General features: G+C 35.6%; 35 protein-coding genes and 1 tRNA gene. 15 read left to right on the top strand and 21 right to left on the bottom strand.

Going from position 1 to position 26,429, the window contains the following annotated elements; all coding sequences use genetic code 11:
- Nucleotides 1–16: 16 nt before the first annotated feature.
- Nucleotides 17–1,282, top strand: coding sequence for an MFS transporter (locus JGE69_RS02400; protein WP_199112148.1), 1,266 nt, complete (start codon nucleotides 17–19; stop codon nucleotides 1,280–1,282).
- 133 nt (nucleotides 1,283–1,415) lie between these two features.
- Complete coding sequence (locus JGE69_RS02395) at nucleotides 1,416–1,820, top strand: hypothetical protein (RefSeq protein ID WP_199112146.1); 405 nt, start codon at nucleotides 1,416–1,418, stop codon at nucleotides 1,818–1,820.
- 85 nt (nucleotides 1,821–1,905) lie between these two features.
- Here the strand turns inward: JGE69_RS02395 and JGE69_RS02390 are convergent, their stop codons facing one another.
- Nucleotides 1,906–3,153, bottom strand: coding sequence for a mechanosensitive ion channel family protein (locus JGE69_RS02390; protein ID WP_005070199.1), 1,248 nt, complete (start codon nucleotides 3,151–3,153; stop codon nucleotides 1,906–1,908).
- 242 nt (nucleotides 3,154–3,395) lie between these two features.
- Here JGE69_RS02390 and JGE69_RS02385 point away from each other — a divergent pair, with 242 nt between their 5' ends.
- Nucleotides 3,396–3,758: a DUF3592 domain-containing protein gene (locus JGE69_RS02385; protein WP_199112144.1), complete on the top strand. Its 363-nt coding sequence runs from the start codon at nucleotides 3,396–3,398 to the stop codon at nucleotides 3,756–3,758.
- 4 nt (nucleotides 3,759–3,762) lie between these two features.
- On the opposite strand, the gene JGE69_RS02380 is transcribed toward JGE69_RS02385, so the two are convergent.
- From JGE69_RS02380 to JGE69_RS02365, 4 genes are read right to left on the bottom strand one after another with little or no spacing between them, the layout of a single operon-like run.
- Complete coding sequence (locus tag JGE69_RS02380) at nucleotides 3,763–4,407, bottom strand: glycosyltransferase (protein ID WP_063098460.1); 645 nt, start codon at nucleotides 4,405–4,407, stop codon at nucleotides 3,763–3,765.
- Nucleotides 4,404–5,003, bottom strand: coding sequence for a class I SAM-dependent methyltransferase (locus JGE69_RS02375; RefSeq protein ID WP_199112143.1), 600 nt, complete (start codon nucleotides 5,001–5,003; stop codon nucleotides 4,404–4,406). Before JGE69_RS02375 ends, JGE69_RS02380 begins: the two co-directional genes overlap by 4 nt.
- Complete coding sequence (locus JGE69_RS02370) at nucleotides 4,978–5,772, bottom strand: PIG-L deacetylase family protein (RefSeq protein WP_199112142.1); 795 nt, start codon at nucleotides 5,770–5,772, stop codon at nucleotides 4,978–4,980. Before JGE69_RS02370 ends, JGE69_RS02375 begins: the two co-directional genes overlap by 26 nt.
- Complete coding sequence (locus JGE69_RS02365) at nucleotides 5,760–6,773, bottom strand: acyl-CoA dehydrogenase (protein ID WP_199112141.1); 1,014 nt, start codon at nucleotides 6,771–6,773, stop codon at nucleotides 5,760–5,762. Before JGE69_RS02365 ends, JGE69_RS02370 begins: the two co-directional genes overlap by 13 nt.
- A gap of 249 nt (nucleotides 6,774–7,022) precedes the next feature.
- Between JGE69_RS02365 and JGE69_RS02360 the strand changes: the two genes are divergently transcribed.
- Nucleotides 7,023–7,256, top strand: a complete 234-nt coding sequence (locus JGE69_RS02360) for a DUF2171 domain-containing protein (RefSeq protein WP_014206240.1) — start codon at nucleotides 7,023–7,025, stop codon at nucleotides 7,254–7,256.
- 300 nt (nucleotides 7,257–7,556) lie between these two features.
- Complete coding sequence (locus JGE69_RS02350) at nucleotides 7,557–8,492, top strand: metal-dependent hydrolase (protein ID WP_199112140.1); 936 nt, start codon at nucleotides 7,557–7,559, stop codon at nucleotides 8,490–8,492.
- A gap of 76 nt (nucleotides 8,493–8,568) precedes the next feature.
- Here JGE69_RS02350 and JGE69_RS02345 read toward each other — a convergent pair whose 3' ends face one another.
- Complete coding sequence (locus JGE69_RS02345; protein ID WP_151283603.1) at nucleotides 8,569–9,123, bottom strand: TetR/AcrR family transcriptional regulator; 555 nt, start codon at nucleotides 9,121–9,123, stop codon at nucleotides 8,569–8,571.
- 445 nt (nucleotides 9,124–9,568) lie between these two features.
- On the opposite strand from JGE69_RS02345, the gene JGE69_RS02340 reads away from it, so the two are divergent.
- Together JGE69_RS02340 and JGE69_RS02335 are read left to right on the top strand one after the other, a co-directional pair.
- Nucleotides 9,569–10,078: a helix-turn-helix domain-containing protein gene (locus JGE69_RS02340; RefSeq protein ID WP_199112139.1), complete on the top strand. Its 510-nt coding sequence runs from the start codon at nucleotides 9,569–9,571 to the stop codon at nucleotides 10,076–10,078.
- Between the two features lie 5 nt (nucleotides 10,079–10,083).
- Nucleotides 10,084–10,953: an IS3 family transposase gene (locus tag JGE69_RS02335; protein WP_155726865.1), complete on the top strand. Its 870-nt coding sequence runs from the start codon at nucleotides 10,084–10,086 to the stop codon at nucleotides 10,951–10,953.
- Nucleotides 10,954–11,245: 292 nt separating this feature from the next.
- Here the strand turns inward: JGE69_RS02335 and JGE69_RS02330 are convergent, their stop codons facing one another.
- Both JGE69_RS02330 and JGE69_RS02325 read right to left on the bottom strand, forming a co-directional pair.
- Complete coding sequence (locus JGE69_RS02330; RefSeq protein WP_199112138.1) at nucleotides 11,246–11,668, bottom strand: hypothetical protein; 423 nt, start codon at nucleotides 11,666–11,668, stop codon at nucleotides 11,246–11,248.
- 90 nt (nucleotides 11,669–11,758) lie between these two features.
- On the bottom strand, nucleotides 11,759–11,884 hold the full coding sequence (locus JGE69_RS02325) for a YHYH domain-containing protein (protein ID WP_005076872.1): 126 nt from the start codon (nucleotides 11,882–11,884) through the stop codon (nucleotides 11,759–11,761).
- Between the two features lie 154 nt (nucleotides 11,885–12,038).
- On the opposite strand from JGE69_RS02325, the gene JGE69_RS02320 reads away from it, so the two are divergent.
- The gene (locus tag JGE69_RS02320; protein WP_199112136.1) at nucleotides 12,039–12,581 is read left to right on the top strand and encodes an AAA family ATPase; all 543 of its coding nucleotides are present in this window, start codon (nucleotides 12,039–12,041) and stop codon (nucleotides 12,579–12,581) included.
- Between the two features lie 221 nt (nucleotides 12,582–12,802).
- Here the strand turns inward: JGE69_RS02320 and JGE69_RS02315 are convergent, their stop codons facing one another.
- Nucleotides 12,803–13,141, bottom strand: coding sequence for a hypothetical protein (locus JGE69_RS02315; RefSeq protein ID WP_060465949.1), 339 nt, complete (start codon nucleotides 13,139–13,141; stop codon nucleotides 12,803–12,805).
- Between the two features lie 284 nt (nucleotides 13,142–13,425).
- A complete protein-coding gene (locus tag JGE69_RS02310; protein ID WP_199112134.1) occupies nucleotides 13,426–14,193 on the bottom strand; it encodes a class I SAM-dependent methyltransferase in 768 nt (255 codons plus the stop codon).
- 364 nt (nucleotides 14,194–14,557) lie between these two features.
- Here JGE69_RS02310 and JGE69_RS02305 point away from each other — a divergent pair, with 364 nt between their 5' ends.
- Together JGE69_RS02305 and JGE69_RS02300 are read left to right on the top strand one after the other, a co-directional pair.
- On the top strand, nucleotides 14,558–15,043 hold the full coding sequence (locus JGE69_RS02305; protein WP_031944692.1) for an Lrp/AsnC family transcriptional regulator: 486 nt from the start codon (nucleotides 14,558–14,560) through the stop codon (nucleotides 15,041–15,043).
- 177 nt (nucleotides 15,044–15,220) lie between these two features.
- Nucleotides 15,221–15,337: a hypothetical protein gene (locus tag JGE69_RS02300; RefSeq protein ID WP_002117441.1), complete on the top strand. Its 117-nt coding sequence runs from the start codon at nucleotides 15,221–15,223 to the stop codon at nucleotides 15,335–15,337.
- A gap of 15 nt (nucleotides 15,338–15,352) precedes the next feature.
- On the opposite strand, the gene JGE69_RS02295 is transcribed toward JGE69_RS02300, so the two are convergent.
- The 4 genes from JGE69_RS02295 to JGE69_RS02280 all read right to left on the bottom strand — a co-directional run bounded on the left by JGE69_RS02295 (nucleotide 15,353) and on the right by JGE69_RS02280 (nucleotide 18,442).
- On the bottom strand, nucleotides 15,353–16,162 hold the full coding sequence (locus JGE69_RS02295) for a pyrroline-5-carboxylate reductase family protein (protein ID WP_060465951.1): 810 nt from the start codon (nucleotides 16,160–16,162) through the stop codon (nucleotides 15,353–15,355).
- Nucleotides 16,163–16,503: 341 nt separating this feature from the next.
- On the bottom strand, nucleotides 16,504–16,728 hold the full coding sequence (locus tag JGE69_RS02290) for a hypothetical protein (RefSeq protein WP_002117453.1): 225 nt from the start codon (nucleotides 16,726–16,728) through the stop codon (nucleotides 16,504–16,506).
- 221 nt (nucleotides 16,729–16,949) lie between these two features.
- Nucleotides 16,950–17,165: a cold-shock protein gene (locus tag JGE69_RS02285; protein ID WP_005070223.1), complete on the bottom strand. Its 216-nt coding sequence runs from the start codon at nucleotides 17,163–17,165 to the stop codon at nucleotides 16,950–16,952.
- 344 nt (nucleotides 17,166–17,509) lie between these two features.
- Nucleotides 17,510–18,442 carry a lauroyl acyltransferase gene (locus JGE69_RS02280; RefSeq protein ID WP_199112132.1) on the bottom strand — a complete coding sequence of 311 codons (933 nt, stop codon included), beginning with the start codon at nucleotides 18,440–18,442 and terminating at the stop codon, nucleotides 17,510–17,512.
- Nucleotides 18,443–18,681: 239 nt separating this feature from the next.
- Between JGE69_RS02280 and JGE69_RS02275 the strand changes: the two genes are divergently transcribed.
- Entirely contained in the window at nucleotides 18,682–19,299 is a 618-nt protein-coding gene (locus JGE69_RS02275; protein ID WP_017399418.1) for a LysE family translocator, read from the top strand.
- A 96-nt stretch (nucleotides 19,300–19,395) separates the two neighbouring features.
- Here JGE69_RS02275 and JGE69_RS02270 read toward each other — a convergent pair whose 3' ends face one another.
- From JGE69_RS02270 to JGE69_RS02260, 3 genes are all read right to left on the bottom strand, one after another.
- Nucleotides 19,396–19,941, bottom strand: coding sequence for a glycoside hydrolase family 108 protein (locus JGE69_RS02270; RefSeq protein WP_068614146.1), 546 nt, complete (start codon nucleotides 19,939–19,941; stop codon nucleotides 19,396–19,398).
- Nucleotides 19,942–19,971: 30 nt separating this feature from the next.
- Nucleotides 19,972–20,361: a hypothetical protein gene (locus JGE69_RS02265; RefSeq protein WP_002119864.1), complete on the bottom strand. Its 390-nt coding sequence runs from the start codon at nucleotides 20,359–20,361 to the stop codon at nucleotides 19,972–19,974.
- A 210-nt stretch (nucleotides 20,362–20,571) separates the two neighbouring features.
- Nucleotides 20,572–20,826: a hypothetical protein gene (locus tag JGE69_RS02260; RefSeq protein WP_002119927.1), complete on the bottom strand. Its 255-nt coding sequence runs from the start codon at nucleotides 20,824–20,826 to the stop codon at nucleotides 20,572–20,574.
- A 671-nt stretch (nucleotides 20,827–21,497) separates the two neighbouring features.
- On the opposite strand from JGE69_RS02260, the gene JGE69_RS02255 reads away from it, so the two are divergent.
- Nucleotides 21,498–22,169 (top strand): XRE family transcriptional regulator, encoded by a 672-nt coding sequence (locus tag JGE69_RS02255; RefSeq protein ID WP_002119885.1) that lies wholly within the window; start codon nucleotides 21,498–21,500, stop codon nucleotides 22,167–22,169.
- 152 nt (nucleotides 22,170–22,321) lie between these two features.
- Here the strand turns inward: JGE69_RS02255 and JGE69_RS02250 are convergent, their stop codons facing one another.
- Complete coding sequence (locus tag JGE69_RS02250) at nucleotides 22,322–22,555, bottom strand: hypothetical protein (RefSeq protein WP_002119938.1); 234 nt, start codon at nucleotides 22,553–22,555, stop codon at nucleotides 22,322–22,324.
- Between the two features lie 174 nt (nucleotides 22,556–22,729).
- Nucleotides 22,730–22,806, bottom strand: a tRNA-Met gene (locus JGE69_RS02245).
- A gap of 255 nt (nucleotides 22,807–23,061) precedes the next feature.
- Here JGE69_RS02245 and xseA point away from each other — a divergent pair.
- Together xseA and xseB are read left to right on the top strand one after the other, a co-directional pair.
- Entirely contained in the window at nucleotides 23,062–24,327 is a 1,266-nt protein-coding gene (xseA, locus tag JGE69_RS02240; protein ID WP_199112130.1) for an exodeoxyribonuclease VII large subunit, read from the top strand.
- On the top strand, nucleotides 24,317–24,511 hold the full coding sequence (xseB, locus tag JGE69_RS02235) for an exodeoxyribonuclease VII small subunit (protein WP_002119890.1): 195 nt from the start codon (nucleotides 24,317–24,319) through the stop codon (nucleotides 24,509–24,511). Before xseA ends, xseB begins: the two co-directional genes overlap by 11 nt.
- A gap of 254 nt (nucleotides 24,512–24,765) precedes the next feature.
- On the opposite strand, the gene JGE69_RS02230 is transcribed toward xseB, so the two are convergent.
- Together JGE69_RS02230 and JGE69_RS02225 are read right to left on the bottom strand one after the other, a co-directional pair.
- Complete coding sequence (locus tag JGE69_RS02230) at nucleotides 24,766–24,984, bottom strand: hypothetical protein (RefSeq protein ID WP_004709788.1); 219 nt, start codon at nucleotides 24,982–24,984, stop codon at nucleotides 24,766–24,768.
- 48 nt (nucleotides 24,985–25,032) lie between these two features.
- Complete coding sequence (locus JGE69_RS02225; protein ID WP_032006561.1) at nucleotides 25,033–25,626, bottom strand: LysE family translocator; 594 nt, start codon at nucleotides 25,624–25,626, stop codon at nucleotides 25,033–25,035.
- 442 nt (nucleotides 25,627–26,068) lie between these two features.
- Here JGE69_RS02225 and JGE69_RS02220 point away from each other — a divergent pair, with 442 nt between their 5' ends.
- Nucleotides 26,069–26,398, top strand: a complete 330-nt coding sequence (locus JGE69_RS02220; RefSeq protein ID WP_086266310.1) for a hypothetical protein — start codon at nucleotides 26,069–26,071, stop codon at nucleotides 26,396–26,398.
- The last annotated feature ends 31 nt before the right edge of the window (nucleotides 26,399–26,429 follow it).

The raw sequence follows: 26,429 nt of genomic DNA, 5'->3' as shown, positions 1-26,429 counted from the left end.
AAATGGATTTAGGACAATGAAAGCTTCTCTTGCATCTTCAACTTCATCCGCCGAAAGTGATAAACCGCTTCCAAGCATGGCTCGTGGCGTAATTTTGCTGTTTGCTATCGCAAGTGGTGCAAGCGTAGCAAATGTCTATTATGCCCAGCCCTTGCTCGACACTTTGGCGAGTGACTTTAATGTTAGTGATGCCGCTATTGGTGGTGTAGTGACAGCCACTCAAATAGGTTGTGCGCTAGCTTTAATCTTTTTAGTGCCGTTGGGTGATTTGGTAAATCGACGTCGATTAATGGCTCTACAGTTACTAGCCTTAATATTTGCTTTACTAGCAGTTGCCTTTGCCCATTCTACGATTATTCTTTTGGCAGGAATGCTTGCGGTGGGTTTACTCGGCACAGCCATGACTCAAGGGCTTATTGCCTATGCTGCAAGTACTGCGGCCCCACATGAGCAAGGACATGTGGTCGGTACTACACAAAGTGGTGTATTCATTGGTTTACTGCTTGCCCGTGTATTTTCAGGGGGAATTAGTGATGTAGCGGGTTGGCGCGGCGTGTACTTTTGCGCAGCAATACTTATGCTCATCCTTGCTTTGCCCCTTTGGAAACGTCTGCCTCATTTAAATATTCAACCTAGTGCCATGCGCTACCCGCAGCTTCTGGCTTCTATGCTAAAACTACTACGCCAAGAAAAAGTTCTACAAGTGCGCGGTGTGTTAGCTTTACTCATGTTCGCGGCATTTAATATTTTCTGGAGCGCATTGGTACTGCCGTTAAGTGCCCCGCCTTATAGCTTTTCTCATACTGTAATTGGATCTTTTGGACTTGTTGGAGTGATTGGTGCTTTGGCTGCTGCACGTGCGGGTTACTGGGCCGACCGTGGATATGCTCAGCGCATAAGCTTGGCAGCACTCTTAATATTACTACTCGCTTGGGGTCCACTTTCACTCATGGCTCACTCGCTCTGGGCACTCATGATTGGCATCGTATTACTAGACTTAGGCGGGCAAGCTCTGCATGTGACCAACCAGAGTATGATTTTCCGCACTCGTCCTGAAGCGCATAGCCGTCTTGTTGGTCTATACATGCTCTTTTATGCGGTAGGTAGCGGATTGGGTGCAATCAGCACAACAGCGACTTATGCTTATGCAGGTTGGCTTGGCGTGTGTGCACTCGGTGCAGGTGTAAGTTTCTTGGCCCTATTATTTTGGAGGATGACACGCCATATCGTGACTCAAATCACTTATGAAAAAGATAACAATATACAAATAAATAAAATATAATAATCCAAAGTTTTATAAGCCCATGAATAAGAAAGTTTAGTCTTTAAATCTTAAGTTCGAGCGGTAATAGAATGAAATCTTCTTTAACAATCTAAAGATTGATATGCAACTTTAGACAATTACTATCAAATATATGCAAATCCCTATAGGAACAAAATTGGGTATTAATAATAAATTGCTTTACACGGCTGTATTTGCCCTTGTTGCAGGATGCCACCAACAAGAAGCAAACGACAGTACAAATGCTGTGAAACTCCCAGCCTATCAGTACGATGGTTTCTCTGGTTCAGCACGCTTAAAAGGAAACTTAGAGTTAAAACAAGGATGTCTTTATGTGAAAGATATACTCATTATCTTTCCAGAACATAGCGCTCAGTGGGATGCTGAAAAAAGCACTTTAAGTTATAAAGGTCAGCAGATCGGCTTAGGGGGCATATTAGATATTGCTGGAGGTATTGGTAATTTTGAGCAAGACAATCTACGCATTAAACATTTGAGCCCCATGTGTGATCATCAGAATATTTGGTTTGCAGGATAATCTTTTGTGAAGAGTATGAGTAAAAAAAGCCCCCGTCGGGAGCTTTTTCCAAATAGTTTATGAGCTGTTATTAGCAGCTTAAAACTTAACTTGGGTGAATTTCTGCCGTCAATCTTTGCAAGTCATGACCCGAAGGTGCTTGGTAAACACGTAAACCAAATTCGGGAAGAATCGCAATTAAATGATCAAAAATATCTGACTGAATTGCTTCATAAGAAACCCAGGCAATTGTGTTGGTAAAAGCATAAATTTCTAACGGCAAACCTTGGCTGGTCGGCTGCAATTGACGAACAATAATGGTTTGATTTTGAGCAATGCCCTTGTGCTGACGCAAGTAAAATTCTACATAGGCCCTAAATGTACCAATATTGGTTAGACGGCGTTTATTGTAACGAGATTGATTGCTTAAATGCTTATTGAATTCTTCAATTTCAGAGTTCTTTGCATTTAAGTATTGATCTAACAATAAAAAGTCTTTGAGCTTTTGTTGCTCTTCATCACTCATGAAATGAACGCTACTTTGATCTATAAAAAGTGAGCGCTTCATTCGACGGCAACCCGAGTTGCTCATACCGCGCCAGTTTTTAAATGTATCGGTCACGAGCTTATTGGTTGGAATGGTGGTATAGGTTTTATCAAAGTTTTGAACAGTCACGGTATGCAGTGAAATATCAATTACATCACCATCTGCATTGAGTGATGGCATTTCAATCCAGTCCCCAATACGCACCATGTCATAAGAGGCAATTTGTACACTCGCCACCAAAGACAAAATGGTGTTTTGGAAAACCAGCATTAATACCGCTGCCATCGCACCGAAGCCTGCAAGTAAAGTGAACACATCCTTTTTAAGGAATGTTCCCAAAATCATGAGGCCACATACAACAAATAAAATGAGTTTAACCAGTTGTAAGTAACCTTTAATCGGCTTATTTCTAGATTTTGGATTACGCTGATAAATAAGGTTAAAGATGTTTAACAGCTCGCTGACCGTAAGCGCGAGTGTAAGAAAAATAAATGCTTGCGCTGCCATCTCTACAAAAGCAATAAACTTTGGAGATAGATGAGGCACGGTTGCAATACCATTCATAATCACAACAGCAGGAACAATATTTGCAAATTTCTTTATAACGCTATGCTGAGCGAAAATAGACTGATTTGGTGATTTGAGTTTTGTGACTAAATGACGAACGCCCCGAACAATAATACGTTTGGCAATAAAATTTGCTATTGCAGCAAATAAAATCAAAATCGTGAGTGAAACTAACATTTCTAGCCAAGGATATTGACTTAACTCACCCCGAATATCGCGGAAAAAATTTAAAAAATCCAAACCTATACACCTTTAAAATTTCTTTTGTAGAATTTTAGGGGTTAAGAACGTTTCTCATAAGGTTTGTTTACATATGTAGTCATAAATACAACAACTAAGTTATATACCCTGCCCAAATTTAATTATGATCTGGTAATTTTAAAGCTTCATCTGCTTATGTTTCAGACCAATTATATGAACTAGATCGGACTTATCAGTTCATTTAGAATAAGGCGTTAAACGAATAATTCTGGTTTGAGTGAGTGAAATTTTCTGATTTTTTGACTTTTATTGGAACAGTCTGGTTCAGCTTATTGTTTATCTATATTACTTGGACCTTTTTTCTTAAAAGTCAGGTTCAAAGATTTTTAATTTATAAACGAGGAAAGTTTGCTTCTGCCGAGGTCGTATATTTTCAAGACGCATTAGCTAAGGTGCAATATCGCCCTTTATGTTATGTCAAATTGAAATTTCAAACTGAGCAAGGCCAAGTCATTACTGAAAATCTAAAGGTGCTTATTTCTAAGCAAGATCACTATAAATATAAAGTCGGTAGTATTATTAATATTAAATATGACCCTAAAAACTTAAAGAATATTTCGATATTGGGCGAAGTGATGATTTAGGTCATTAGAGATTATTTAAAAAGTAGGATAAACCTTGAGGTGCGCGTCCATTTAAACGACTACTTGTAGTTACTCGAACCAGATTACTCCAAGTAATATTGCAACAATGCTTGATCAATTTTTTGATTAAAGACACATCTTCATGACATGAAATAGGCTCAAAGCCACCGACCAAAAGATAGACCTCTGCACTAAAACTTAAATTTGCCCCGTGAATATGCTCGTGGTCCATCTGATCTTTATAGTGCGCTAAATATTTTTGCTGTTTCGTTATAGAGAGATGACTAAAATCGTCTAGCGTTACAGTGCCGCAAATTGCATCTGTGGGTTGGTGCTGGATTTGATAGCGCAGCCAATCTGGACTCACCACGGTGTCTGCATCGGTACATGCAATCCAAGTTACACCACGCCCGATTAAATGACGGATTCCTAAATCCCTCGCCTTGCCGACACATGCATAGTTACATTCAATCCAGTTGATTTGATGGCTTTGGACAATCAACCGCGACTGATCTGTACAGCTATCAAGTACAACAAGCACTTCTACCTCATAACCGCCGATGTTATCTATGGCGACCTGAATAGATTGCAGGCAGGCCGATAGATAGTGCTCTTCGTTATGCGCTGGAATAACGATACCTATTTTCATCTTAGTTTTTCCTGCTGCGCTAAAGAGGAGGTGTTCGCCGTCCATAGATCAATCATAAAGTCTGGGTCGTTTAAGCTGAGGTAATGATGAAATGGGAAATGTTGCTGAAATGCTTGATGGACTTGCTCAGCGTCTAACTCAAAATCTTGAATTTCATGACGCCAGTGACAACACAGAATCTCACCGTCATCATTTAAACTATGCTTTAATTTTTCAATAAACTGATGTAATTCATCCTTGGATAAGTAATAGGCCATCTCACTAATTAAAATCAGATCAAATTTTTGAATTGAGTAGTCTTCGGGTATTTTCCTGTTTTCAACCACAACATGCTCAAATCCTTTTAAACGCTCGGACGCCAATTGAACAGCACGCTCAGAGACATCTATACACACTAACTCCTCAGTTCTTTGCGCCAAATGAAAACTTAAATGTCCATTTGAACAGCCGACTTCTAGCACCTTTAGGTAGCGGGGTTTTGTCAGCAACGCGAGACAAATTTGTCTTTTACGTGCTTCATACCAATGAAAGTCATAGCCCCATGGATCACTGTTATGACGATATAAATCTTCAAAGTACAAGCGAGAATGAATCACTCAAATAAACCTCATAAGGCATTAAAAGACGTTTAATCGCATTTGGAGAGAGAACGGCGGCATTACCCGTAGTTTCATCTGCTTCAAGTTGGGTTTTAAACTGCAAAATTGCTTGATGTTTTTTAGTTAGCTGTTCAGGTGTTAAGGAAAATGCTTTTGCTCGGTGCCAATCAATGCGTGGGTCTAAAGGCTGTGCCCAATGCCAAGCCCAAATTAATACGTGTAAACAGAGTAGTTGCTTAGCGGTTGCATAGGCTTGTACGGTTTTACCCACGGCTTCATGGTCTGGGTGACCATCAAATTCATAACTACAAATTAGAATATCGTTGGCTTGAACCAACTTGTCTAAACTCTGCCACAGTTGTTCGGTTTGCAAATGGATCTGGCCATCTAACAAATTAAGCTCTAAATGCTCGGTTGACTCTGCTACGCCCAGACAATTTAAGGCCGCCAAGCTTTCTTGCGGACGAAGAGTATTAAGCTGATCTGGAGAATATTTTGTAGATTTAGGATGACTTTGTGTGCCGTTACTGACAGCTAAAACCACTATTTTACAATTCAGCGTGATCAGTTGCTGCATTAACCCGCCACAGCCAAGCACTTCATCATCAGGATGTGGAGCGACAATCACCACTCTTTTAGAACGAAATAACTCAAGATCTAAAGCTGCTAACGGTTGTTCTTGAAATGCCTTTAACCATTGCTCTTTGGCCGTACCCTCACCAAAAATAACGCGGTCTTCAACCAAAGGATGTTTTAAAGTTCCCATAGGCTTTGCTCCGACACACAGAGTTCTGCAATTTGTTCATAGTCAAAAGCAGCATGACTTTGCCTGATAAACACAGGCAGATCAGCCATGAGCTGAGCAAATGTCGCATCTTCACAAAAAGGACGAGCACCCAAGGCTTTCCCTACTCGCTCAATAATGCTCAAACAGCATTGTTCTGTTTGGGCACGTAATATGCGTATTTCCCGCTCATGACTTAGCGTTGGTTTCTGGTCAATCAGCTTGCCAACATATTGAAAATACTGCTTAGTGATTTCTAGTTGCTGAGCGACCTCACCTAAATACAATTTTTTATACGGATTAGGATTTGCCTGACAGCTTTCTTGCAAAAAGTTAGCTAGACGCACGGCGGCACCATACCAACAGGCCGCTACACCTGCTGCACCATGCCAAAAACCTGGGCGTTTTAAATAACTATTTGGCTGACCAATCAATTTAACAGGTGTATTTTTAAAAGTTACTTGCGCAGTCTGTGTCGCATGCATGCCTACAGCGTGCCAGTGGCTTAAATCGGTTGTAATGGATGGATGAATTAAGCCAACAATACAAAGCTGCGCTTGCCCTTGCTGATCTTTATAACTTATTAAAGCTTTTTCAATGAATTCAGCACCAGAGCACCAAGGTTTTATGCCATTACAAAGATTGTCTTTTATTTGCAATGGTGCTGGTCCACCGTCTGCTGCCCAAACTGCCCAAGTCTGGTCATCTATTTCTTGCTGATAGCCCAATTCATTTAAAATGCTTAAAGCATCACAATGAGACTCAAATAGCTTAGCTAGACTTAAGTCGACTCCAGCAATCTGCGCAAAAAGTTGCCAACGTTGATAGGTTTGACCCGAAGCTGGATGAGGCAAATTTTGAGTTAAATTTACAAGCTGAAAAAGTAAATTTATACGAAGCTTACTTTTATCTTCAGCTAGGGCAGCTTCAAATTCACTCAAACTGCTCAGTATCGTCATGTTTATAGGTATTTTAATATTCATTGCAAATAATTATTTATAAGACTTAACCCAACCATAACTAAAGATTTCTGTTTAGATAAACATATAAATTGTAATAAAAAGAAAAATATTATTAGTTTTATATCTAATTATTTCACTGTTACTCAAATATCACGATTAAGTGAACTTATAATCCGATCATGTAAGGTTTATTAAAAACTCAACATTTAATCGATTATTTAAAGTAGTTTAGTTCTTACCGTTTTTCTATTTCCAAAGAAGAGGTCTAAAATGAACACTTTAAATATTAATGATATTAAAAAACACGCAGATGTTATTGCTTCTTGTGGTACTAAAGTAGGTACTGTCGATCATCTTGAAGGTGAAAACCAGTTAAAACTCACCCGAGACGAAAGTGGTCAACATCACCTCATTCCTACTGGATGGATTGGGGAAGTAAAAGAAGACCAAGTCATTCTGAATAAAAACTCAGAAGAAGTTAAAGATCAGTGGCAAGCGATCTAAACTTCTAAGCTAGCTAGTTTTAGCTAGATTAAAATAAAATAAATTTATAATTAAAAATTTAAATTATAAAAACCAAAGCTCTTTTTTATTAAGGAGCTTTTTTTATTCATCTCATATTTAAAATAAAAAAGCTTACCCTCGTGTTGTGTTAAATATATCTAATCTTTAACAGAGCTGCTTTTATCTCTATAAACCTTTTTGAGGCTCATTTTGTCCCTTAAGCACATGGTGATCGATTTTACTTAATGCTAAAAATTGTCCATTCGCATTAAATGAACAATTATGAATAGGGTGACGTATATGATCACAGGGAATCATCAGCTTAAAGCAAGAAAGGTCCATTTCGATTTTACCGAATCATCGGTCTGTTGGATGCCGAATGATCCGCTATGCTCGCATGTCGCCAATGGCATTAACATGCTCTTGCCAGCTGGTGAGTTTTGGTTTTGCCGTGTGTTTAATAAAACCCTGCCCTTAATTACCGATGAAGCACTAAAACAAGAAGTGATTGGATTTGTCCGTCAAGAAGCTGCTCATGCACGTGCCCATGAAAAAGCACAGGACTTCTTACGTGAAAATGGTTACGACATTCAAGAAACACTCAACCGTGCCCATTTTGTTTTTAATATTTTGTTGGGTGACAAACCTCTAGGCATACCATTTTTAAAAGGCGAAAAGCTTGATGAATATTGGTTACTTTTCAGAGTAGGCGTGATTGCTGCAATCGAGCACTTTACGGGAACCATTGGTCAATGGACGCTGGATAGTAAATCTTGGGACCAAGCTGACCCTGCTATAGCAGATTTGTTCCGCTGGCATTTGGCTGAAGAAGTTGAACATCGCTGTGTTGCTTATGATTTATTTGAGCACCTTTTGACAAACAAGTTTGGGTTTTATGTGTCGCGCCAAGTGATTATGGCGGCGGTTTTCCCACTGTTTATTTACTTCCTTGCTGACTTTGCCCGTAGTTTAGGTAAGCAAGATTTAGAGCATGAAGATATTCAAAAATTGATGCGCCGTGGCTACTTCAAAATTATTCGTGAATTTGAAAAAACCGCAACTCGCTCAGACAACTTACCGACCATTAAATATTTGTGGAAAGCGACGTTAAGATGGGTATCTCCAAAATTTAACCCAATTCATGAGGGAGACACCGAGCAAGCTTTAGCTTATATGGCTCGCTCGCCTGCGGTTCAATATTTTGAAGGTATGGCACAGGCTGCAAAACCTGTGTAATTGAGCTAAGCACTTAATTAAATGCTAAGAAAAAGCCTCCTTGTTTGGAGGCTTTTTCTTAGATAAGTTTTGTCGCTTAAGCAAAATTTAAAAAGAAATAATCCAACAACCGACCTCTTTCATCTACCACATTTTTATCTAAAAGCTGAACCATTGCCCCATCAATCATAAATAAGAACATGTAAGCATCTTGGAGTGAAGCCGTAGATTTTAAGGTTAAAAGCACCTTATAGATTTCGCTAACCAACCAGTTTCTATAATCAATCACGACTTTATAGGCAACTGGGTAGAGCTTTTCTATTTCAAAAATTGCTTTAAAGGGTAAATGATAAAAGCCATTTAAGTCGGCATGTAAAAGGTAAATCTGCTTAAGTTTATCCAGCACCATTTGCTCACGGTAAGAATAGAGAATGGAAAACACTTTTACTTTGAGCGCGTCTTTTTGAAAAGTGAGACACATCTCGATGAGTCGTGCTTTTGAGTGAAAGTCGTTGTAAAAAGTAGCCTTGGCAACTTTGGCTTCTGCAATAATTTGGTCGACCCCGACCTTATGAAACCCATATTGATTAAATAAGTTTTTTGCTACGTGAAGCACTCTTAGTGCTCTAAATGAAGATTCTAAATTTGGCATAGGAATACCGTTTAAATAATTTTTTGTTGTATCTAAAAGAGATAGAAATGCCGTCACTCTTAAAATGAGTGCTAAAAACAGGCATGCAAAAGCAGCACAAAAATGTGCCTAAGCTATCTCAGGTTTTATTGTTGCTATGATTTTTTAGTCGTAACGAGCTAAGGTTGTAGAAAACCTAAAGTCGATTGAACCGCTTTATAGATTGCTCGAGTGGTATGAATAGAGAGACTTTGGCAAAAGCCAATAAAGAAGAAATAGTACGCATAGCGGACTCCTTTGGGTAATAAAGAAGTTTCGCCACATCACTGCTAAATGATTATGGTGGCGAAACGAAAAGGGGTTAGCAGACTGATTTACCCAAAAATCAGCACATCCGAAGATGTCCCCCTCCCGTTCTGAACTGCACCCCATAAGTTAGACTTTTTAAACTTATGAGGTGTGTCCTATGCCAGTTCCAAAGCATTCAAAAGAGTTAAAATTAAAAGTCATTCAGGCTTATTTAGATGGAAGTAAAGGCTATAAAATCCTTTCACAAGAATTTAATGTAGATCTCCAAACAGTCCGGCTATGGATTGAAAACTATAAGGCACAAGGTGAAGATGGCTTAAATGTTAAAACTAAAAAAACCTACTACTCTTCCGAATTTAAAATCAAGGCTGTACAAATGCTTCTTGATAAGGTACCTGTAAGAGAAGTTAGAAGAAGGTTAAATCTGAGCGGGACGTCAATTTTAAGAAGGTGGCTAGCTCAGTATTATAAAGAAAGGATTGCTGGGTTTAATACCACGAGGATTTATAACAATATGGTTAAACAAGATAAAACTAAAATAACCAAGCCTGTAAAAGATGACAAAGATAAATCTCAGCAGGAGCTCATTGATGAAGTGACCGCTTTACGTGCAGAGGTTGCCTTTTTAAAAAAGCTAAAAGCCTTAAAACTGAAGCAACGTACCTAAATTCAATTTCTACTGCAGACAGTGTTCAAGTTATTTCAGAATTAAGGCAAATTTATCCATTAAAGCTCTTACTCAGTATTGCCAAGATCGCTCGTAGTACTTATTTCTATCACATGAAAGCTGTACGCTCTAAGGATAAATATACTGAGTTAAAACAGCAGATCAAGTCCATATATCACAAGCATAAGGGATGCTATGGCTATCGTAGAATTACTCTTGCTCTGAAACATATAGGAATAATGATTAACCACAAGTGTGTATATCGCCTCATGAAATCTATGGGGCTGAAGTCACGTATCAGAGCACTAAAATATCGTTCATATAAAAGTGGCTGTGTAGGAACAATAGCTGATAACGTTTTACAACGGCAATTTAAAGCAAATCTCCCAAATCAAAAATGGGCAACTGATGTAACGGAATTTAATTTAAAAGGTGAAAAACTTTATCTATCTCCAATTATAGATTTATTTAATGGGGAAATTATTACCTTCCGAATCCAACGTAAACTCAATTATGAGTTAGTGAAAGATATGCTCATTCATGCTTTAGCTAAACTTAAGCGACATGAGAAACCAATTCTCCATTCAGATCAAGGATGGCAATATCAAATGGCTCATTACCAACAGCAATTAAAGCAACACGGTTTAATTCAAAGTATGTCTCGTAAGGGAAATTGTTTGGACAATGCTGTAATAGAAAGCTTCTTTGGAATATTAAAATCGGAGTGCTTTCATGGTGAAAAATTTCAATCAATTGATGAGTTAGAGAAAACTATACGAGAGTACATTCATTATTATAATCATGAGAGAATCAAGGTGAAGCTACAAGGATTATCCCCTGTACAATATAGAAATCAGTTTATAAAAACTGCTTAATTAACTGTCCAACTTTATGGGGTCAGATCATTCCGCCGCAGAGGGAGACACGTAGGGATGCCCACAAAAAAGAGAGACTTTTTCGTGTGCGTTGGGTAAATACGGCCTGCTAAAACCGACTGGCAATGTGGCCAGCAAGCAAAGGATAATCGGAGGGGTTTTAGGTGTCAATGTGATATTGGCTACAAATAAAGCTTTAAAAACATGAGTAAAAAGATTTATTAATACCTTAGAGAATGCTTTTATTTTTTTTAGATTTTAAAATGTAAGTAAAACTTAAAAATGCACTTCGTTATATTAATTCATTAAGACTTTGAATACCGAGTTTTACGCCATAGCTACCTTCACTATCGTTATCAAGCCAACCACCATTAATTAAAGCTGGCACAGTCTTATTTATCACTTTACCAGCTAATAGTTTGGCATCATCCCTACTTAAATAGCCAACTGTTAAACCATTAATTTCAATTTTAACTGCGTTCTTGTCATAAGCATTAAAAGGTTCAGAGACAACTCTAGCCATTACTTCTACATATTTTGACTTTTCTTGCTTAGGCCCAGCAATCTTTCTTAAATTTGCTTGATAGGATTGCTCCCCAACAATATCAACCAAATAGACTATTGATCTTACATCAGTGAGATTTTTCTTCTTATGCTTTTTGCTTAATATTAAAAATAAAACCAATAAGCCAAATACTCCCAATATCATTTCCATTCTTTTTCCTCTTATTATTTATAAAAAATATAAAACTAAAGATATTAAAAAGAGTAAACCAGAAATCAGCTTACTCTTTTATACCCTTATTTAATGACAATGATGGTCACCAGTTTTACTATTCGTATGACATCCTTTAGAGTTTGTACCCCCAGAATGAGCATTAACCTGTGTAACTGCCAAACCGATTAGACAAATGAATAAAAGTTTTTTCATGAGTTTATTTCCTTCAAGTCGGAATTATAATTGAGTTTTTATTGTACAAAATAAAATTATTAAACTTTGATAAAACAGATGAGTGACTTATAAACTTTAGTCTAGTTTCTATTTATAACCATTTTATTGAAATATTCATTTAAAAAAATAAAGCATGAAAATTTATATTGTAGGCCCTTCTGGTGCTGGTAAAACAACTATCGCTAATAAATTAGCCCAGCAATTAAAGATATCAACTCATCCATTTGATGAGATCTACTGGAATATAAGTGGAAGTGAGTTTGTAAAGAATTCGGAAGAAAAGATCTCACTGGGTATTAAAGAAATTATCTTACAAGATAGCTGGATTGTAGAGGGAGCTTACGACAAACGTTTACTTCCATTACTGCTTGAAAGCTCATTAATTTTAAAATTGGAAGTTCCTTTTTATTTAAGAACAAGAAGGCTACTACAACGTTACTTAAAGTCTGTAGCTACAGGCAAAAGACCTAAAGAAACTTTAAAAAATACAATCGAGCTAATCCGGTTTTCATATAGCTTTGAGCAACGTTTAGAAAATTTCTTAAGTAATCATACTCAACTCTCTAGCAAGGTTATTTCTATTTATGACTTTTCAACAGCTATTCATGTGGTCCAAACAAACTTCAATAATTTATGTGACCCATTGAATCATGATGACAAAACGAAAGCGGTTTAACAGACTCATCATCTAGTAACTTACATTGCAGAAAGTCTCTCTTTCCCATGCTTAAATAAAGAAAATAAGAGAAATTTTAAGTGTCAATGTGATATTAGGTAGATTTTTAAGATTTATTTTCTATTTTAATTGGCAGATTATATTTAATGATACACCGATAAAATGGATAATTAAATCCATTTTATCGGCTTGCTAGAAGAGGTTTTTAAAACCTTATTTTTTTATTTTTTAATATAGTTTGGAAACTCTTTTAAAACCCTACTACATAATTGACCTTTTGTATCTTCTTTCTTACGTTCTTCAAATTGATTCATGCCGAATCTCATGACTTCTTTACCATATTTATCACCTAACTCATGTTTAGTGCATTTTTCAGCTTCATGAATTAGTGCCTCTGATGAATAATGATAATTACAATCAAGTTGAGCACGGCTTAAAAAACCATGCAGTTCTACTGTTTTCTCGCATTGTGTTTGCCCTACAAGACTTTTAGATTCTTGAGCAGCATAAATTGATGTTCCCACGAATAGAGTGAAAATCGTTACTAAAAAATTACGCATTATTTCCCCGACAAAGTTTTTAAAAGTATTAGTGATAATATTGCGGGCGTATTAAATAATAATTATTTATAAGTGTCTATTAATAATAAAGAAAATGGGATAACCATCATCTCTTTTGAATACTTAATCACCTTACAAAAATTGTGTGATTAAGTTTTAACAAATGAATGATATTAAATTTGTTTTATAACCATCTTTAATATTATTCGAGTTATTCAAGAAAAGAGTTTTAGTGATATTTAATCCATTTCTAATCTACTAAAACCCTTACTCATTTCAGCGCTTTAAAATCCTAATTTCTTAAAGATAAAATAGCCCACATGGCTTTCAAAGCTACCGTCATTTTGAATTTTGAAATATTTCTTCACAAGGTCAGATGAACCTTCCTGCAAATAACGTAAAGTTTTGATTTGATCTTCAGGCGTTTTCATTCGCTTTACCCAACTATCAAAGTCTAACGAAAGCGTTTGTTTATCTAAACCCACCAAATCAAAGCCCGCATCTTCAATAAAATAGACCCACTCTTTCACACTATAGTTTCGTACATGACTTGGGTCTCGAATCGTTTCGATGGTCTGTAAAAACGTATCCAATATAGGCGAGCTAGAACTGATAATGTCTACAAAAATAACAATGCCATCTGGCTTAAGCACGCGGTTTACTTCTTTCATGGCAGTCGGAACATGTTGCCAATGATGCGCAGAATATCGGCTAATAACCACATCAAACTGCTGATCACTAAAAGGCATATCTTCAGCAATGCCCTGCTGCACAAAGATATTTTTTAATTTGCGTTGGCTGGCAGCCTTAGACACGGTGTCTAACATTTCATGAGATAAATCGTAGGCAAAAACAAGGTCCGCATGCGGAGCAACATTGTAGGAAACATGCCCACCACCACAGCCTAAATCAAGGACTACAGCTTTTTCAATTTTCTGAATTTCATTAATAAATTTATTAAATTCAATACCTTCAGAATGAGCTTGGCTATTTAAATAGTCGAGAGATTTATTTTGATATTGTTTTTGATTTATATCATGCTGGGTGATCATAACCTTGCTCCTCCTTTGTAATGGAATTACATTAAAGGAAAATTTAGATAAAAAATAATGATTAGTTTTTCTTCAATTGATAAATAAAAGTTATTATTTGATTTGTTTTGACATGTCATGCCAGTTAATAAAAATAGATTTAAAGATTAATAAGAAATCCGCAAAGAGCACTGTTTAGTCACCCTTACTGAAACAGTGCTCTTTGCTCCATCCCAACCTCTATCCAGAAAGGTCCGATGCATAGAAATAGTGTATGTACCTTTGACTCAAAATGTTTCCTGTATTTTTTAAAATTTTTAAACATTCACAGCATAAAAATGAAGTATATTGATTTTTATCAGAAGATTCTTCTTTGGTTTATATTTTGAACAAAACAGAATACACACTAGATCGTATAGATCGGAAAATTTTATCTGCATTGCGTGGAAATGGCCGTTTAACCGTTGCTCAACTGGCCGAAGAAGTAGGTCTTTCATCTTCTCCATGCTGGACACGACTGAAACGTCTAGAAACTTTAAAAATTATTGAAGGATATACGGTAAACGTAAACCAAAAAGCGATTGGCATTCATGAAGTCTTTTTTATTGAAATTACTTTAGAGCGCCACGATGACGAAATGCTAGAAAATTTCAGTGAAGCATTAGCAGATATACCTGAAGTAGTGGAAGCGCATCTCGTCACAGGTGACTATGATTATTTGGTTAAAGTAGCAGTCAAAGATGCTGACCATTACGAACGATTTTTAAGGAAAAAACTTTATTCAATTAAAGGAATACGCCACACCCGTTCGACCTTTGCCCTACGCCCTCTCAAATCTGCTAATACAGCCGATTTAATGCTAATTGAATAAAAAGGTTAAACGCTGACAGTTAAATCTTTAATTTATTGATTTTAAAATATTTATTGAGAAAACCCTTAAAAATATAACAGATGATAGCTCTGTTATATTTTTTTTAAAAAATTCTGTATCTATGATTACAGCCGTCACTTCTTCAAAATGTAATTAATCTGAATTGGAGGCATCGCCATGAACATTTTGAAGAAAAAAAATAAGGCCAGTTTTGTATTCTTTATTATTACTCTCTACTCGTTTATTGGGTTTGGCTTAGGCTTCGTTATTTGGGAATACTTTTTAAAGGCCTAGTTTGCTAAAGAAGCGCTAACTCACCTCAGTAATAATTTCTGAAGTGATTTCTTTACTACGATGATATGCGGCCTTCATAGCTAAACGTATATCATCGGACACATTTCCTAGCTCAAACATTCTGAGTGCTGATTCGGTAATCCCGTTAGCCAACGTCACCTTACCACACAGATCCGCTGGCGGGACATTACTTTTACGGACCATTTCAACTGCACCACTAGCCGCTTGGAGTGCTAAATCTAGAGCAAATTGTTTATCGAGCCCTAAAGAAACCCCTGTCTTGATCATGCTATCTAAAATATAGAAAAAGTAAGCTGGTCCCGAACCAGACAAAGCAATAATTGCGTCTGTCTGCGTTTCAGACGGCGCCCAAAAAGTCTGACCCGTTGCAGAGTACAGCATTTCGATTAGGTCTTTATCAAGCTGGTCCATTTGCTCTGAAGCAATAAGCACATGCGTCCCAGTATGCGTAAGCACAGGTGGATTTGAAATTACACGAACAATTTTTTTCGAACCCGTAAAACGAGTCAAGTTTGCAATATCTACTCCCGCCATCATAGAAATTATAATTTTACTAGCTAACCATTTTTTTAGCGGTACAAGTGTCTCTTTTAATTGTTTAGGCTCTAATAGCAAAACAACAATTTCAGCTTTTTTTAGTCCATTTTCTTTTTGCTTCAAAGTATTTGTATCATTAATCTTTTTCTCTTCAATGAGATGTATTTTTTCTTTTTTAAATCCTTTTAAAACCAACCCTCCTATTAACGCTAAAGCGAGATTACTACTGCCAATAAAACAAATATTAGGTTGTACTGCACTTAACATTTAACATGTTTTCCTTTGTTAAGAGAGGTGTATAACAATAAATATTATCTATAATTTAATTATGTATATTGAATTAATAATAACAGATCGAATAAAGAACCAACTTTAATAAAGTATATTATTAAAGTGATTTTTGTTTTATTTACACAATAAATAAAACAATTTTAGCTTAAGCCTAATGTATTACTATTGTTAGTAAATACCACACAAGAAATGTTAAATTGTGTAACACCACAATAGTATTGTAAAACATTCTATTAATTTCATATAAACAATACCTATTGTTTGCTAAGAAAATCTTTTAAATTAAACAAAGGCACAGAAATGCCTAGTTCAAACAACTAAAGAGTTTCTTTCTTATTCGCTAAAATTCTTTCAGCTTTTCTGATCGCTTGTTGTAAATCAATATCTTCGCACACCCAAAAAGTAAAAATTTTTCCAAATAGGTGAAAATGCTGCTTAACATACTGAGAGCTATTGTCTGAATAGTGCTCTTCTATCTTAAAAACATCATTATGATTTTCTATCTTTTGACCGTCTAAAATACCGCCAATACAAATATCCATTTTAGTACCACACACCTAATTAGTTATATTTTAACAAAAAATTTAGAAGCACTTTTAAGAGCATATTTTTATTCTGCTTTTTATTTTAAAGATAAGTTTAATTAAAACTTATAAAAAACCCACAACATAGAGTGGGTTTTTAAACTCTACTAAAGCGCTTTAGCTTTAAACATATTCTATTTAAATAATATATTCAAAACAACTCTAGTCGCTCTATGAAGTTATGAATTCTGAAGAATCACAATATTAGAAGCTTGTGGGCCTTTTTTACCCTGTACTACAGTAAACTCAACACGTTGGCCTTCTAAGAGAACTTTAAAACCTTGTGTTTGAATATCGGTAAAATGAGCGAAAATATCCTTACCTTCATCAGCCGCAATAAAACCAAAACCTTTAGTTTCATTGAACCATTTTACTGTACCAGTAGAAGTAGACATATATTTATCCTAAATTTTAAAATATTATAACTTATTATTGGGGAAACCAATTTAACTAAAAAAATAGACGTGAAAACTTAAATATCTGAATGAACCGAAGACTTATAAATAAAACTGCGAAATAGAAATTTATGATGACAAGAATATTTTGTTAGTTATGCTCGACTATACACGCTTCAAAATCATTTGCAATCGATATTCAAAATAATTAAAACAAGAAAAATTTTATAGCGTTGACTCAACATCTTTCATCTTGATTTGATTAAAGATCCTTTCAATTAAAAATCTAATATTCTATATTTTAATTGAAAGAAGTACTTTTAATTCTTGAGTTATTGACGCCATTAATAGAATTTCTGTTCACCAGCAGGGCGTGTTTTAAAGCGTCGGTGAAACCACATGTATTGTGTAGGAGCAATGCGAATTTGGTTTTCAATAATCTTGTTTACCCTTTCAGCGTCACTAACTTCACAGCCACTCGGGAAATTTTCTAATTTAGGTTCTACTAAAACATGATATTGCGGATTACGAATATTACCACTACGGTAAAAATATAAAGGCACGGCTGCTGCTTTTGAGATATCCATTAGTCTGCGATGCGCTGTAACAGTAGCGGCTTGAATACCGAAAAATGATGCCATGACCCCTTGTTTTAAGCCAAAATCCTGATCTGGGCTATACCATATCGCATGACCATGTTTAAGGTTTTGTATGAGTCCACGCATGTTGTCTCGAGCAATTTGGTTTTTATACACTCGCGCACGACTACGATGAATCAGAAAATCTAAAAACGGATTGTTTTGAGGTCGGTAAACCACGTCCATATTAAAGAATAAAGTACACGCCGCTCCACCTGCATCTAAAAGCGTACTGTGTGTACCTAATAAAAGTACGCCATTTTCCTGATTATTGGTTAAATTTTCTAAACCATCTATATGGACACGGCTTTTAAACCAATTTGGACAATACCAAGCATTTAGAGCTTCAAATACACCCGTTAAAGTATCAACAAAAACCTGTTTAGCTTTTGCTTCAATTTGCAAAGGTGTTTTTTCTGGGAAACATGCTTGTAAATTACGTAGTGTCGTTTTTCTTCGAGAACTTAAAGATTTCCACGCTATTTTTGATAGTAAGTCAGCAAGGCGCCATTGAATAGCCCAAGGTAACATCGCAAATAACATTAGAATAAAAGCTAAAAACCATATACCCCAATATTTAAACGCTAAAAAGGAAAATTGAAACTCGCCAGATTTAAACTGCCGTTCATTTTTCGTCATACTATAGATTTCTTGAGGTATAGACTTAGTATACTAACATGCTCAATTTTTAACGTTGTGTGTTTATGTTGCTTTCACTTTTATAGTTTTATATGCCCTATTTATTTATACAAATCTATATTTTAAATATTTAATCTATGTAAGACTTAAATATACATAACCTTCTGTATACAACGATTATTTTCTCATTTAAAGTAACCGCACAATCTTGCCTCAATTGATAAATAGGATATATCAGCGTGAGCGGTCTTTTAGTATTTATAACAATAGCATTTCTTACCCTATTAAGCCCAGGACCGGGAGTTTTATTTACTGTCACAAATTCAATTAACTATGGTGTTAAAACTGCTTTGTTTGGAATAAGTGGTTTAATTATTGGTATGTTTGTGATTGCTGTAATTTCTGCCAGCGGTGTAGGACTTATTATTACTAGTAACCCTACTATTTTTACGGTTTTAAAATTTATTGGTGCATTTTATTTAATGTATCTCGGATATAAAAACTTTACTAAAAAACTTGCAACCCAAGAGTTAATGACCGATCAACAAAAAGATAAAGCTGTAAGTAAATCTAAATTGTTTTATCAGGGCCTATTCGCATCTTTGCTTAATCCTAAAACAATCGTATTTTTTATCGCACTCTTCCCTCAATTTATTGATATCAAGAAAGAGATTTTAAATCAATTTTTAATTCTTTCTTTAACCTTTTGTTTTATTGGTTTTTTAATTCATTTAGTTTACGCAAACTTCTCTTCAATTTTTAAAGAGAAAATGTTAGCTGGAAATAATTTCACGATACTCAATAAAATTAGTGGTGCTATTTTCTTTCTACTTGCCATTTTACTTATCGCACAATAAAGCATTGCTCGACCTATTATTTGTTAAAAAGCCTTAACTCATGGTTAGGCTTTTTAACTCATTAGATCTTTAAACATATTCTTTTCTAATACATTTTTAGAGTGTTACTCTGTTTAATATCCAACCATAAAAGAAATCTTCGTAGTTAGGGTTGTTCTCGGTAATTTCAATATAATGCTGCCCTTGCATAATATTTAAAATGCGCACGAGTACTTTTTCACCCTCTTTATTACGTCTATTTAAGTACGTAGCCAGTGCTTGCAAAGTAAGAGGTCCGTACTGGCCATCTACCACAAGATTTGACCAACCTTCCTTCCCCTGCTTATTCAGCAGATTTAAAGCACGTTGTAATAAAGGCTTAGTAAAATTGACGCCACAATTTATAGCTGTATCCAGTAGCTCTTCTGCAATAGCTGGGCTAATCGCATTAATCTGGTCAAACTGTGGTTCAAGCCAGTATTTTTGCTTATAAATAGATTTGGCGACACTTAAGGGCAAGTCTTGCATGTTGCCTTGATATCCGTTCGATCGAGCGACTGCTTCTGTAATGCCAAATTTAGTCGCATGGCCATGATCTGATGGATGGTTAACATACCCGCCTTCTCGGCTGATAACTTTTTCTAAGTATTGATCAATATTCATTTTATTCTACCTTTATATTTAAAGCTGTCTTTAGCTATTTTGGAGATCATCTTTTGCTTTTTTTAGATCTTTGATGACCTCTACAATCGTTTTACCTTCTTGTTTATTGATGAAGTTAAATATCCATCTCACAATAGCCCAGCCCGGTAAACCACAGATGAAGAAAAATCCAGATAGGGTGATCATTCCCCAAATATCGGATACCCATTCATGCAGGTTCCATTTCATAATAATGAATGAGCCGCCTGTCAGGCTTGAAACTACTGTACAGATGAGAGCAACAATCCATTCTTGTGGAGAACGAGGAAAACGCATCATCAATACAACTGCGACAACTAAGCTGACTGCCAAAGCCACCATAATTGCAATACTATAAAAATTTAAAAATGTGGCTAACCCACTGCTAGAAACTGTTTCCATGACTTTGTCCTGCGCTAAAGGGTAAAACTTGAAAACTCATTACGTTGACTAGTTTGTGGTTTTCAATGCTTATTAATACCCTTCGTTTTCTTTATTACAGTCAATAAAAAACACTAACGCTTTAAAGCAGCGCTAAATTGCAAGACGAACTTATCCTTGACCCCATTTATTTCAGGGGTCCGAGAAAGAATGTTTGTATGCTAAAGCCTGTTAGTGTGCACCGTTTAAGGCTTGTTCAATCAACTCAATCACTGTGATTGCACCAATCGCTTTTTGCATAGAGACTTGATCATCGAATTCGAATGCGTCATCTTCAAGCTCATTTACAATCTGCTTGGCCTCCTCAAGTGCCCTTTTTATTTTTTGTACCTTATATTTGTTTACGTCTTTGGCAATTGTCGGGATATACCCTCCACGTTTTGCATTTTTAAGTTGTTTAGCTCTGTTCTGCATTGCTGTAGTCATTCACTATCTCCAACTCAATGTACTCGTTAGTAAGGCGTCTTTATCGTTTGTTATTCTTGAGGTTTTGATACATCTTTGAGCAATATAGCTAAGCTATGGCTACAAATGTGTGTTCGAAACGTTTCATCTGGTACAACAATCATAAAGAACCAAACTATATGCAATTAAGCCACTAATTTATAAACAAATATTTCCTTTTCTAAAAATGTAAAAAAGTATTAAATTTTGTAGATTTAAGCTTTTTACACGCCTTAATTTTTTGACCAAAAAGTTCATATAAGGCTTTGCCGTATATCGGAAACTTTTGTTAGGTCTCACAATCTTTGTTAAATTCTTCATGTTCTTGATACCCTTTATCGACGAACATTAAGCCTGATCCACGGAATCGGGCTTTTTTTATTCCAATTTTTGTTTTGATAGCCTGTTTGCAAATAATAATTGAGCTATCTCCCTTTTATTCTGCTACCTCTAGAAACAAAATAAATTTATCTTGCATCTCAAAGCTTTGATAAAGCAATAAATAGTGACTTAGGCACCACTTAAAATTTCTCTATTCATCTTGAGATATAACTGATATTATAACTATAGTTATTATTAGTCAATAACTATAGTTGTTTTACTAGATATAACTTAAGTTATATATTCGTTATAAGTTTACTGGTGTAACCATTATGGCTCTTAAAGACCGTTTAAAAGACTCTAGAATTAAAGCCAAAAAAACTCAGGCTGAAGTGGCAGAAGCTGTAAAGATGTCACAACCTGCCTATCAGGCTTTAGAGTCAGGGAAAAATTTAAAATCTGCATTTCTTCCTTTAATTGCTCAATTTTTAGGAGTGGATGGTTATTGGTTAACGACAGGGAATACTGAAGACTCTTTTAGAGAAAGTGATGTATTTAGCCCGACTGTAGTAAGTGCAGAATCTACCGATCAATATGTCTGGATTGAAGTTGTAGAAGCTAACTTTTCTTGCGGGACAGGTGAATCTATTGAATTTCACTTTGATGCTATTAATGGAAAAATTCCATTCCCTGCTTCATTCTTTAAAGAAAAACGCGTTGCTCAAGAATGCATGCGTATTATTAAAGCTAAAGGCGATAGCATGACCGACTACATTAAAGACGGTGATTTGGTGGGTATTGATATCTCTCAAACAGAAGTCATTGATGGCGAGATTTATGCGGTTTACTTTGCTGGCGAAGGAATGATTAAACAGATTTTTAAAGAGGCAGATGGCTCTTTAATTTTGCATAGCTTAAATGAAAAATTTAGAGACCGACGTGTAACAGAAGAGAACGGTAAAAACTTTAAGGTTATGGGTCGGCAGTTCTGGCGAGCAGGCTAATTTAGTTATTAAATATAATTAAAATAATAATGCACTTATTTTTAATCACTTCAGCCTTTTTATAACTTTAATTATTTATATAACCTGTAGACATAAAAAAACCTATCTCCTTTAAAAGAGATAGGTTTTCTCGCTTTATTACCATGGTTTTATCAACAATATGTATTTAAACGATAAAGTTGATTAAACCCGGCATAGAAGCTTTTACCATCTTGGTTTAACTCAATTTCTTCACCAGACTGAAGTTGAATTTTTTTACCAACTTCGACCCAACGATATCCATCGAGAGAGTTTTGTTTACGCACATGAGGAACAATCCTCACATTAATTTCGTTGCCATTTACGGCTGTGGCAATGTGCCACTCATTTACTATATTCACAATCATTCACTCATCACTGAGCTCATGTGATTTTACGGTATGTAATTAGAACGCTAGATTTAGGGTATGGACAGTTCGTCTAGAATTTAATATTTAGCTTTATATAGGGTTATTTATAAGCTAATTGCTTTTCATAATTTTCGTATTATGAAAAGTGGTACATCACAGAGCATAATATTTTGGATGCGGGAGTCGGATTTGAACCAACGACCTTCGGGTTATGAGCCCGACGAGCTACCAGACTGCTCCACCCCGCAATTGGAAGTAAGCTTTATACGCTCATATATTTTATAAAGCAAACTTTATTTTTTAATCGTTTGTAATTATTAACAATTCTCTTTTTATTATTTTTTCATTTTAACCATTCAGTCTAAATTCACATATCAGTTTCAATTTTTAATTCTTTAAATTGTTGTATTTATTTTAAATAGAACCCGATATTCATAGACAACAATTGCCTTGGTTGGATGGCTTTTATACTATCTAGATTGGTCCTTTAATTTTTAGTTCGTATGTCTGAACCTCAGTTTTCCCTTAGTGAATATCTCGGCACAGTTCAGGAAGTCATACGTGTGGCTTTTGATGAGCCAGTTTGGGTAAAAGCAGAAATTCGAAATTTAAATATTAAGGGCGGTCATTACTATTTAGAACTCGCAGAAAAAGATGCAGAGACTGATAAAGTTATTGCCAGCTGTAAAGCCACGATCTGGAAATTTTCAGCGAGTAAAATTGTTTTAAAGTTCGAACGTGAAACTGGGATTGAGATTTCAATTGATTTAAATGTACTCATCAAAATTAGAGCACGTTTTGATCCTCAATATGGATTTTCTGTCAATATTGAAGAGATTGACTCAAGCTTTACATTGGGTGAAATTGCTAAACGTTATCAGCAAATTATTGAACGACTTACTCAAGAAGGTTTAATCCATAAAAATAAACTTCTTCCCACTCCTTTTGATATTCAAAATGTTTTAGTCATTGCCCCTCAAAATGCTGCGGGCCTCGGTGACTTTAAAAAAGATGCAGATGCTCTTGAGCGAAATAGGGTTTGCCATTTTGTGTATCACACCGCTACTTTTCAAGGAAACACGGCTGCAACCAGTTTGATTGAATCCTTAGGTTCAGGTTTAAGACAATGGGCCAGCACGTTTAACTTTCCGCCTGATTTAATTGTGATTATTCGCGGTGGTGGATCGGTGAATGATTTAGCTTATTTAAATGATTATGAACTTGCCGCCCTACTTTGCAAACGTAGTGTACCCATTTGGGTAGGCATAGGGCATGAAAAAGACCGTACAATTCTTGATGAAATTGCTCATCGCTCATTTGATACGCCAAGTAAAGTGATTGCTGGTATTCGAAACCACATTGTTGAACGCGTACAAGAAGCTGTAGATAGTCTACAAACGATTAAGCTACTTTCTCAGCATCAAATCACGACCTATCAAAGCAAGAATGATCAACTGCTTCATCACATAAAATCTTCGGCACAGAGTCAACTTAGCTCGGCCCATCGTTTGCTTGACCAGATGAAAGAACGTATTCAGTTTAGCTCACAACAACAGGTTAAATTTTCATTAGCCCAAATCGAATCGTTGATGAAAGAAATCCTTTTGCAAAACCCGAAACAGGTTCAAGCCAAGGGCTATGCAATTGTTAGATCAGAAGGTAAAGCGATTCGCTCTATACATCAAATTTCAAGCCCCGCCATTGCTATTGAGATGCAAGATGGTGTGGTTGAAGCCAACATTACACAGGTAATTCCAAATGAAGAATGAAGAGTTAACGTTTAAAGATGGTCATGACATTTTGAAGAAAAATGCCGAATTATTAGAATCTCAAGAAAGCCCAGATATTGATAATTTAATGAAGATTGTTGAAGAATCTATTACTGCTTATAAAGCATGTAAGTCACGTATTGAAGCCGTTCAACAAGCTCTAGATGAGACATTCAAAGAATAAAAAAAGCCCACTCCTACTTCTCATTGAAGGAATGGGCTTAGTGAAATCCACTTAATCCTGAAATGCAAAAATGTGGATTAGGTCACATTTTTACACAAGCATAGTCCCATAACCATTTTAGATGTTCAATATTTTAATTGTGTCTATACGTTAGTTTGGCTTAATTTTCACCACCTCTTAAATAAAACGAGTTCTATTAAGACCCTACCAAACACAAACTCTACTCATGGTTATTGTTAAATTTAATTTAAGAGTTATTCCTCACTGAATGGACCAATTAACTGATAAATTTTGCCGTCTTTAGGGTTTTCATAGAGCAAATCCATATTGGGTAAAATAATATCGTCATTAATTTCAATATGTTCAACGCTTTTATGAAGCTCAAGCGCATGGTCATTCATGGGTCTAACTTTTGCCAAAGCAATTGATTCTTTATCAAACTGGTCCTTGATAATTACTTTTAATCTTTTCATAAAAATCTCCTGAAAAATAAATTTTTTAATATAAATAATGGGTTAAGTTTAAAATGAGCTAATCGCAGAATAGCCGATTGGCATCGCAAAAAAAGTTAAAATAAATGCAGCCGTACGTTGTAAATTACGTTGGTTTAACCAAGTTACTTTGTTTGAAATTAATACGGTTCCAAAAGCAATCCATAAAAATGCAATGGGTGTAATTAATGATAAAAAAATAGCAATATGCACAAAATAAACGTGAAGCACTTCCCATGCTGCATGTGGAAAAATAGCAGAAGCAAAGAGTAAAGCTTTAGGATTTAAAAGTGTTGCAACAAATAAAGCCTTAGGTGTAATCAGTGGGGTGTCTAATTTGATGTCATTTGTTGATGTTATCCAAAGTTTAAATGCAAGGTAGAGAATAAAAGTTGCACTTATTAACTTTAATAAGGCAGGAAGCCAAGGAATAAAATGTGAAACTGACTCAAGCAAAACACCCCATGAAGTAATTGCAATAAGATAACCCATCACTTCAGCAGGAATAAGTTTAAGAGACTGCTTCACCCCTGCTTGTATTCCAGCCGAGGCTAACAATGTATTTGTTGGGCCTGGAGTCAACAAAATGGTGACCACAAGTCCAATAAACATAAATGACACCATAGGCAATGAACTCTTTAGTTATGCTAGGCGAAATATGTCAAAAAGGAATATCTATTGTCGACATAATGGTTGTAACAAGAAATATTGAATTTTATTTTTTTAATTTTAAAACAATTAATTAACTACACATGACTACAAATTCACTTACTATTTCAATAATTTTAAATATGCAAAATCGATCACACAAATATAGAATAAGTACAATTTTTTTCTTCTTGCTAAACAATTAAATCAAGCTTTTTTTCACAGAAAAATAAGCCGTTATTTTTAATATTTAGTTCTTATTCAGCTTATTTAATAAACGCTTTTTTCTGACTTGAAATTTAAAAATTGATCAATATATAAACAACTAGAAGTCGTGATTTTACTGAATATGATGTCCCATTCCCCATCAATTCTTTGATTGTCGCTTTCATCAAATAAATCAGATGATGGAGGATGCATGATGAATGCTTATGTTCGCCCTCATCCAGATGGTTTTAAATCTTTTTTAGGCAAGAATCAGAAAACTGGACTCTACATTGTACGAGTTGGTTGGACGGTTTATGAAATGAATGGCAATGGTTCTGTGCTATACATTGTCAAAAATGAAGATACGATTCCGTTGGATGTAGAAAAGTTTAAAACTGATCGTCCCAAAATTTATGCTGCTCTTCTAAGTGAAGTTCAGTTTCAACGCAAGAAACAACTCGCGATTGATCTCCAGCAATCAAACATCCCTTCTTATGACCGTAAAGCCTACAAAAAACGGCGTGGCTTTATTAACTCTTAAGTGAAGGTATTTACTTTAAACTCATATAGAA

The organism is Acinetobacter sp. C13 (genome assembly GCF_016809775.1).
Classification (GTDB): Bacteria; Pseudomonadota; Gammaproteobacteria; order Pseudomonadales; family Moraxellaceae; genus Acinetobacter; species Acinetobacter pittii.
Note: the sequence above shows the minus strand (reverse complement) of the source record. Positions and strands in the feature narration are given on the sequence as shown.

Bases quoted from the DNA above. Each gene is read 5' to 3' on its own strand.
- JGE69_RS02400 (WP_199112148.1), top strand. From the start codon at position 17: ATGAAAGCTTCTCTTGCATCTTCAACTTCATCCGCCGAAAGTGATAAA.
- JGE69_RS02395 (WP_199112146.1), top strand. From the start codon at position 1,416: ATGCAAATCCCTATAGGAACAAAATTGGGTATTAATAATAAATTGCTT.
- JGE69_RS02380 (WP_063098460.1), bottom strand. From the start codon at position 4,407: ATGAAAATAGGTATCGTTATTCCAGCGCATAACGAAGAGCACTATCTA.
- JGE69_RS02370 (WP_199112142.1), bottom strand. From the start codon at position 5,772: ATGGGAACTTTAAAACATCCTTTGGTTGAAGACCGCGTTATTTTTGGT.
- JGE69_RS02365 (WP_199112141.1), bottom strand. From the start codon at position 6,773: ATGAATATTAAAATACCTATAAACATGACGATACTGAGCAGTTTGAGT.
- JGE69_RS02360 (WP_014206240.1), top strand. From the start codon at position 7,023: ATGAACACTTTAAATATTAATGATATTAAAAAACACGCAGATGTTATT.
- JGE69_RS02350 (WP_199112140.1), top strand. From the start codon at position 7,557: ATGATCACAGGGAATCATCAGCTTAAAGCAAGAAAGGTCCATTTCGAT.
- JGE69_RS02345 (WP_151283603.1), bottom strand. From the start codon at position 9,123: ATGCCAAATTTAGAATCTTCATTTAGAGCACTAAGAGTGCTTCACGTA.
- JGE69_RS02340 (WP_199112139.1), top strand. From the start codon at position 9,569: ATGCCAGTTCCAAAGCATTCAAAAGAGTTAAAATTAAAAGTCATTCAG.
- JGE69_RS02330 (WP_199112138.1), bottom strand. From the start codon at position 11,668: ATGGAAATGATATTGGGAGTATTTGGCTTATTGGTTTTATTTTTAATA.
- JGE69_RS02325 (WP_005076872.1), bottom strand. From the start codon at position 11,884: ATGAAAAAACTTTTATTCATTTGTCTAATCGGTTTGGCAGTTACACAG.
- JGE69_RS02320 (WP_199112136.1), top strand. From the start codon at position 12,039: ATGAAAATTTATATTGTAGGCCCTTCTGGTGCTGGTAAAACAACTATC.
- JGE69_RS02315 (WP_060465949.1), bottom strand. From the start codon at position 13,141: ATGCGTAATTTTTTAGTAACGATTTTCACTCTATTCGTGGGAACATCA.
- JGE69_RS02310 (WP_199112134.1), bottom strand. From the start codon at position 14,193: ATGATCACCCAGCATGATATAAATCAAAAACAATATCAAAATAAATCT.
- JGE69_RS02300 (WP_002117441.1), top strand. From the start codon at position 15,221: ATGAACATTTTGAAGAAAAAAAATAAGGCCAGTTTTGTATTCTTTATT.
- JGE69_RS02295 (WP_060465951.1), bottom strand. From the start codon at position 16,162: ATGTTAAGTGCAGTACAACCTAATATTTGTTTTATTGGCAGTAGTAAT.
- JGE69_RS02290 (WP_002117453.1), bottom strand. From the start codon at position 16,728: ATGGATATTTGTATTGGCGGTATTTTAGACGGTCAAAAGATAGAAAAT.
- JGE69_RS02285 (WP_005070223.1), bottom strand. From the start codon at position 17,165: ATGTCTACTTCTACTGGTACAGTAAAATGGTTCAATGAAACTAAAGGT.
- JGE69_RS02280 (WP_199112132.1), bottom strand. From the start codon at position 18,442: ATGACGAAAAATGAACGGCAGTTTAAATCTGGCGAGTTTCAATTTTCC.
- JGE69_RS02270 (WP_068614146.1), bottom strand. From the start codon at position 19,941: ATGAATATTGATCAATACTTAGAAAAAGTTATCAGCCGAGAAGGCGGG.
- JGE69_RS02265 (WP_002119864.1), bottom strand. From the start codon at position 20,361: ATGGAAACAGTTTCTAGCAGTGGGTTAGCCACATTTTTAAATTTTTAT.
- JGE69_RS02260 (WP_002119927.1), bottom strand. From the start codon at position 20,826: ATGACTACAGCAATGCAGAACAGAGCTAAACAACTTAAAAATGCAAAA.
- JGE69_RS02255 (WP_002119885.1), top strand. From the start codon at position 21,498: ATGGCTCTTAAAGACCGTTTAAAAGACTCTAGAATTAAAGCCAAAAAA.
- JGE69_RS02250 (WP_002119938.1), bottom strand. From the start codon at position 22,555: ATGATTGTGAATATAGTAAATGAGTGGCACATTGCCACAGCCGTAAAT.
- xseA (WP_199112130.1), top strand. From the start codon at position 23,062: ATGTCTGAACCTCAGTTTTCCCTTAGTGAATATCTCGGCACAGTTCAG.
- xseB (WP_002119890.1), top strand. From the start codon at position 24,317: ATGAAGAATGAAGAGTTAACGTTTAAAGATGGTCATGACATTTTGAAG.
- JGE69_RS02230 (WP_004709788.1), bottom strand. From the start codon at position 24,984: ATGAAAAGATTAAAAGTAATTATCAAGGACCAGTTTGATAAAGAATCA.
- JGE69_RS02225 (WP_032006561.1), bottom strand. From the start codon at position 25,626: ATGGTGTCATTTATGTTTATTGGACTTGTGGTCACCATTTTGTTGACT.
- JGE69_RS02220 (WP_086266310.1), top strand. From the start codon at position 26,069: ATGATGAATGCTTATGTTCGCCCTCATCCAGATGGTTTTAAATCTTTT.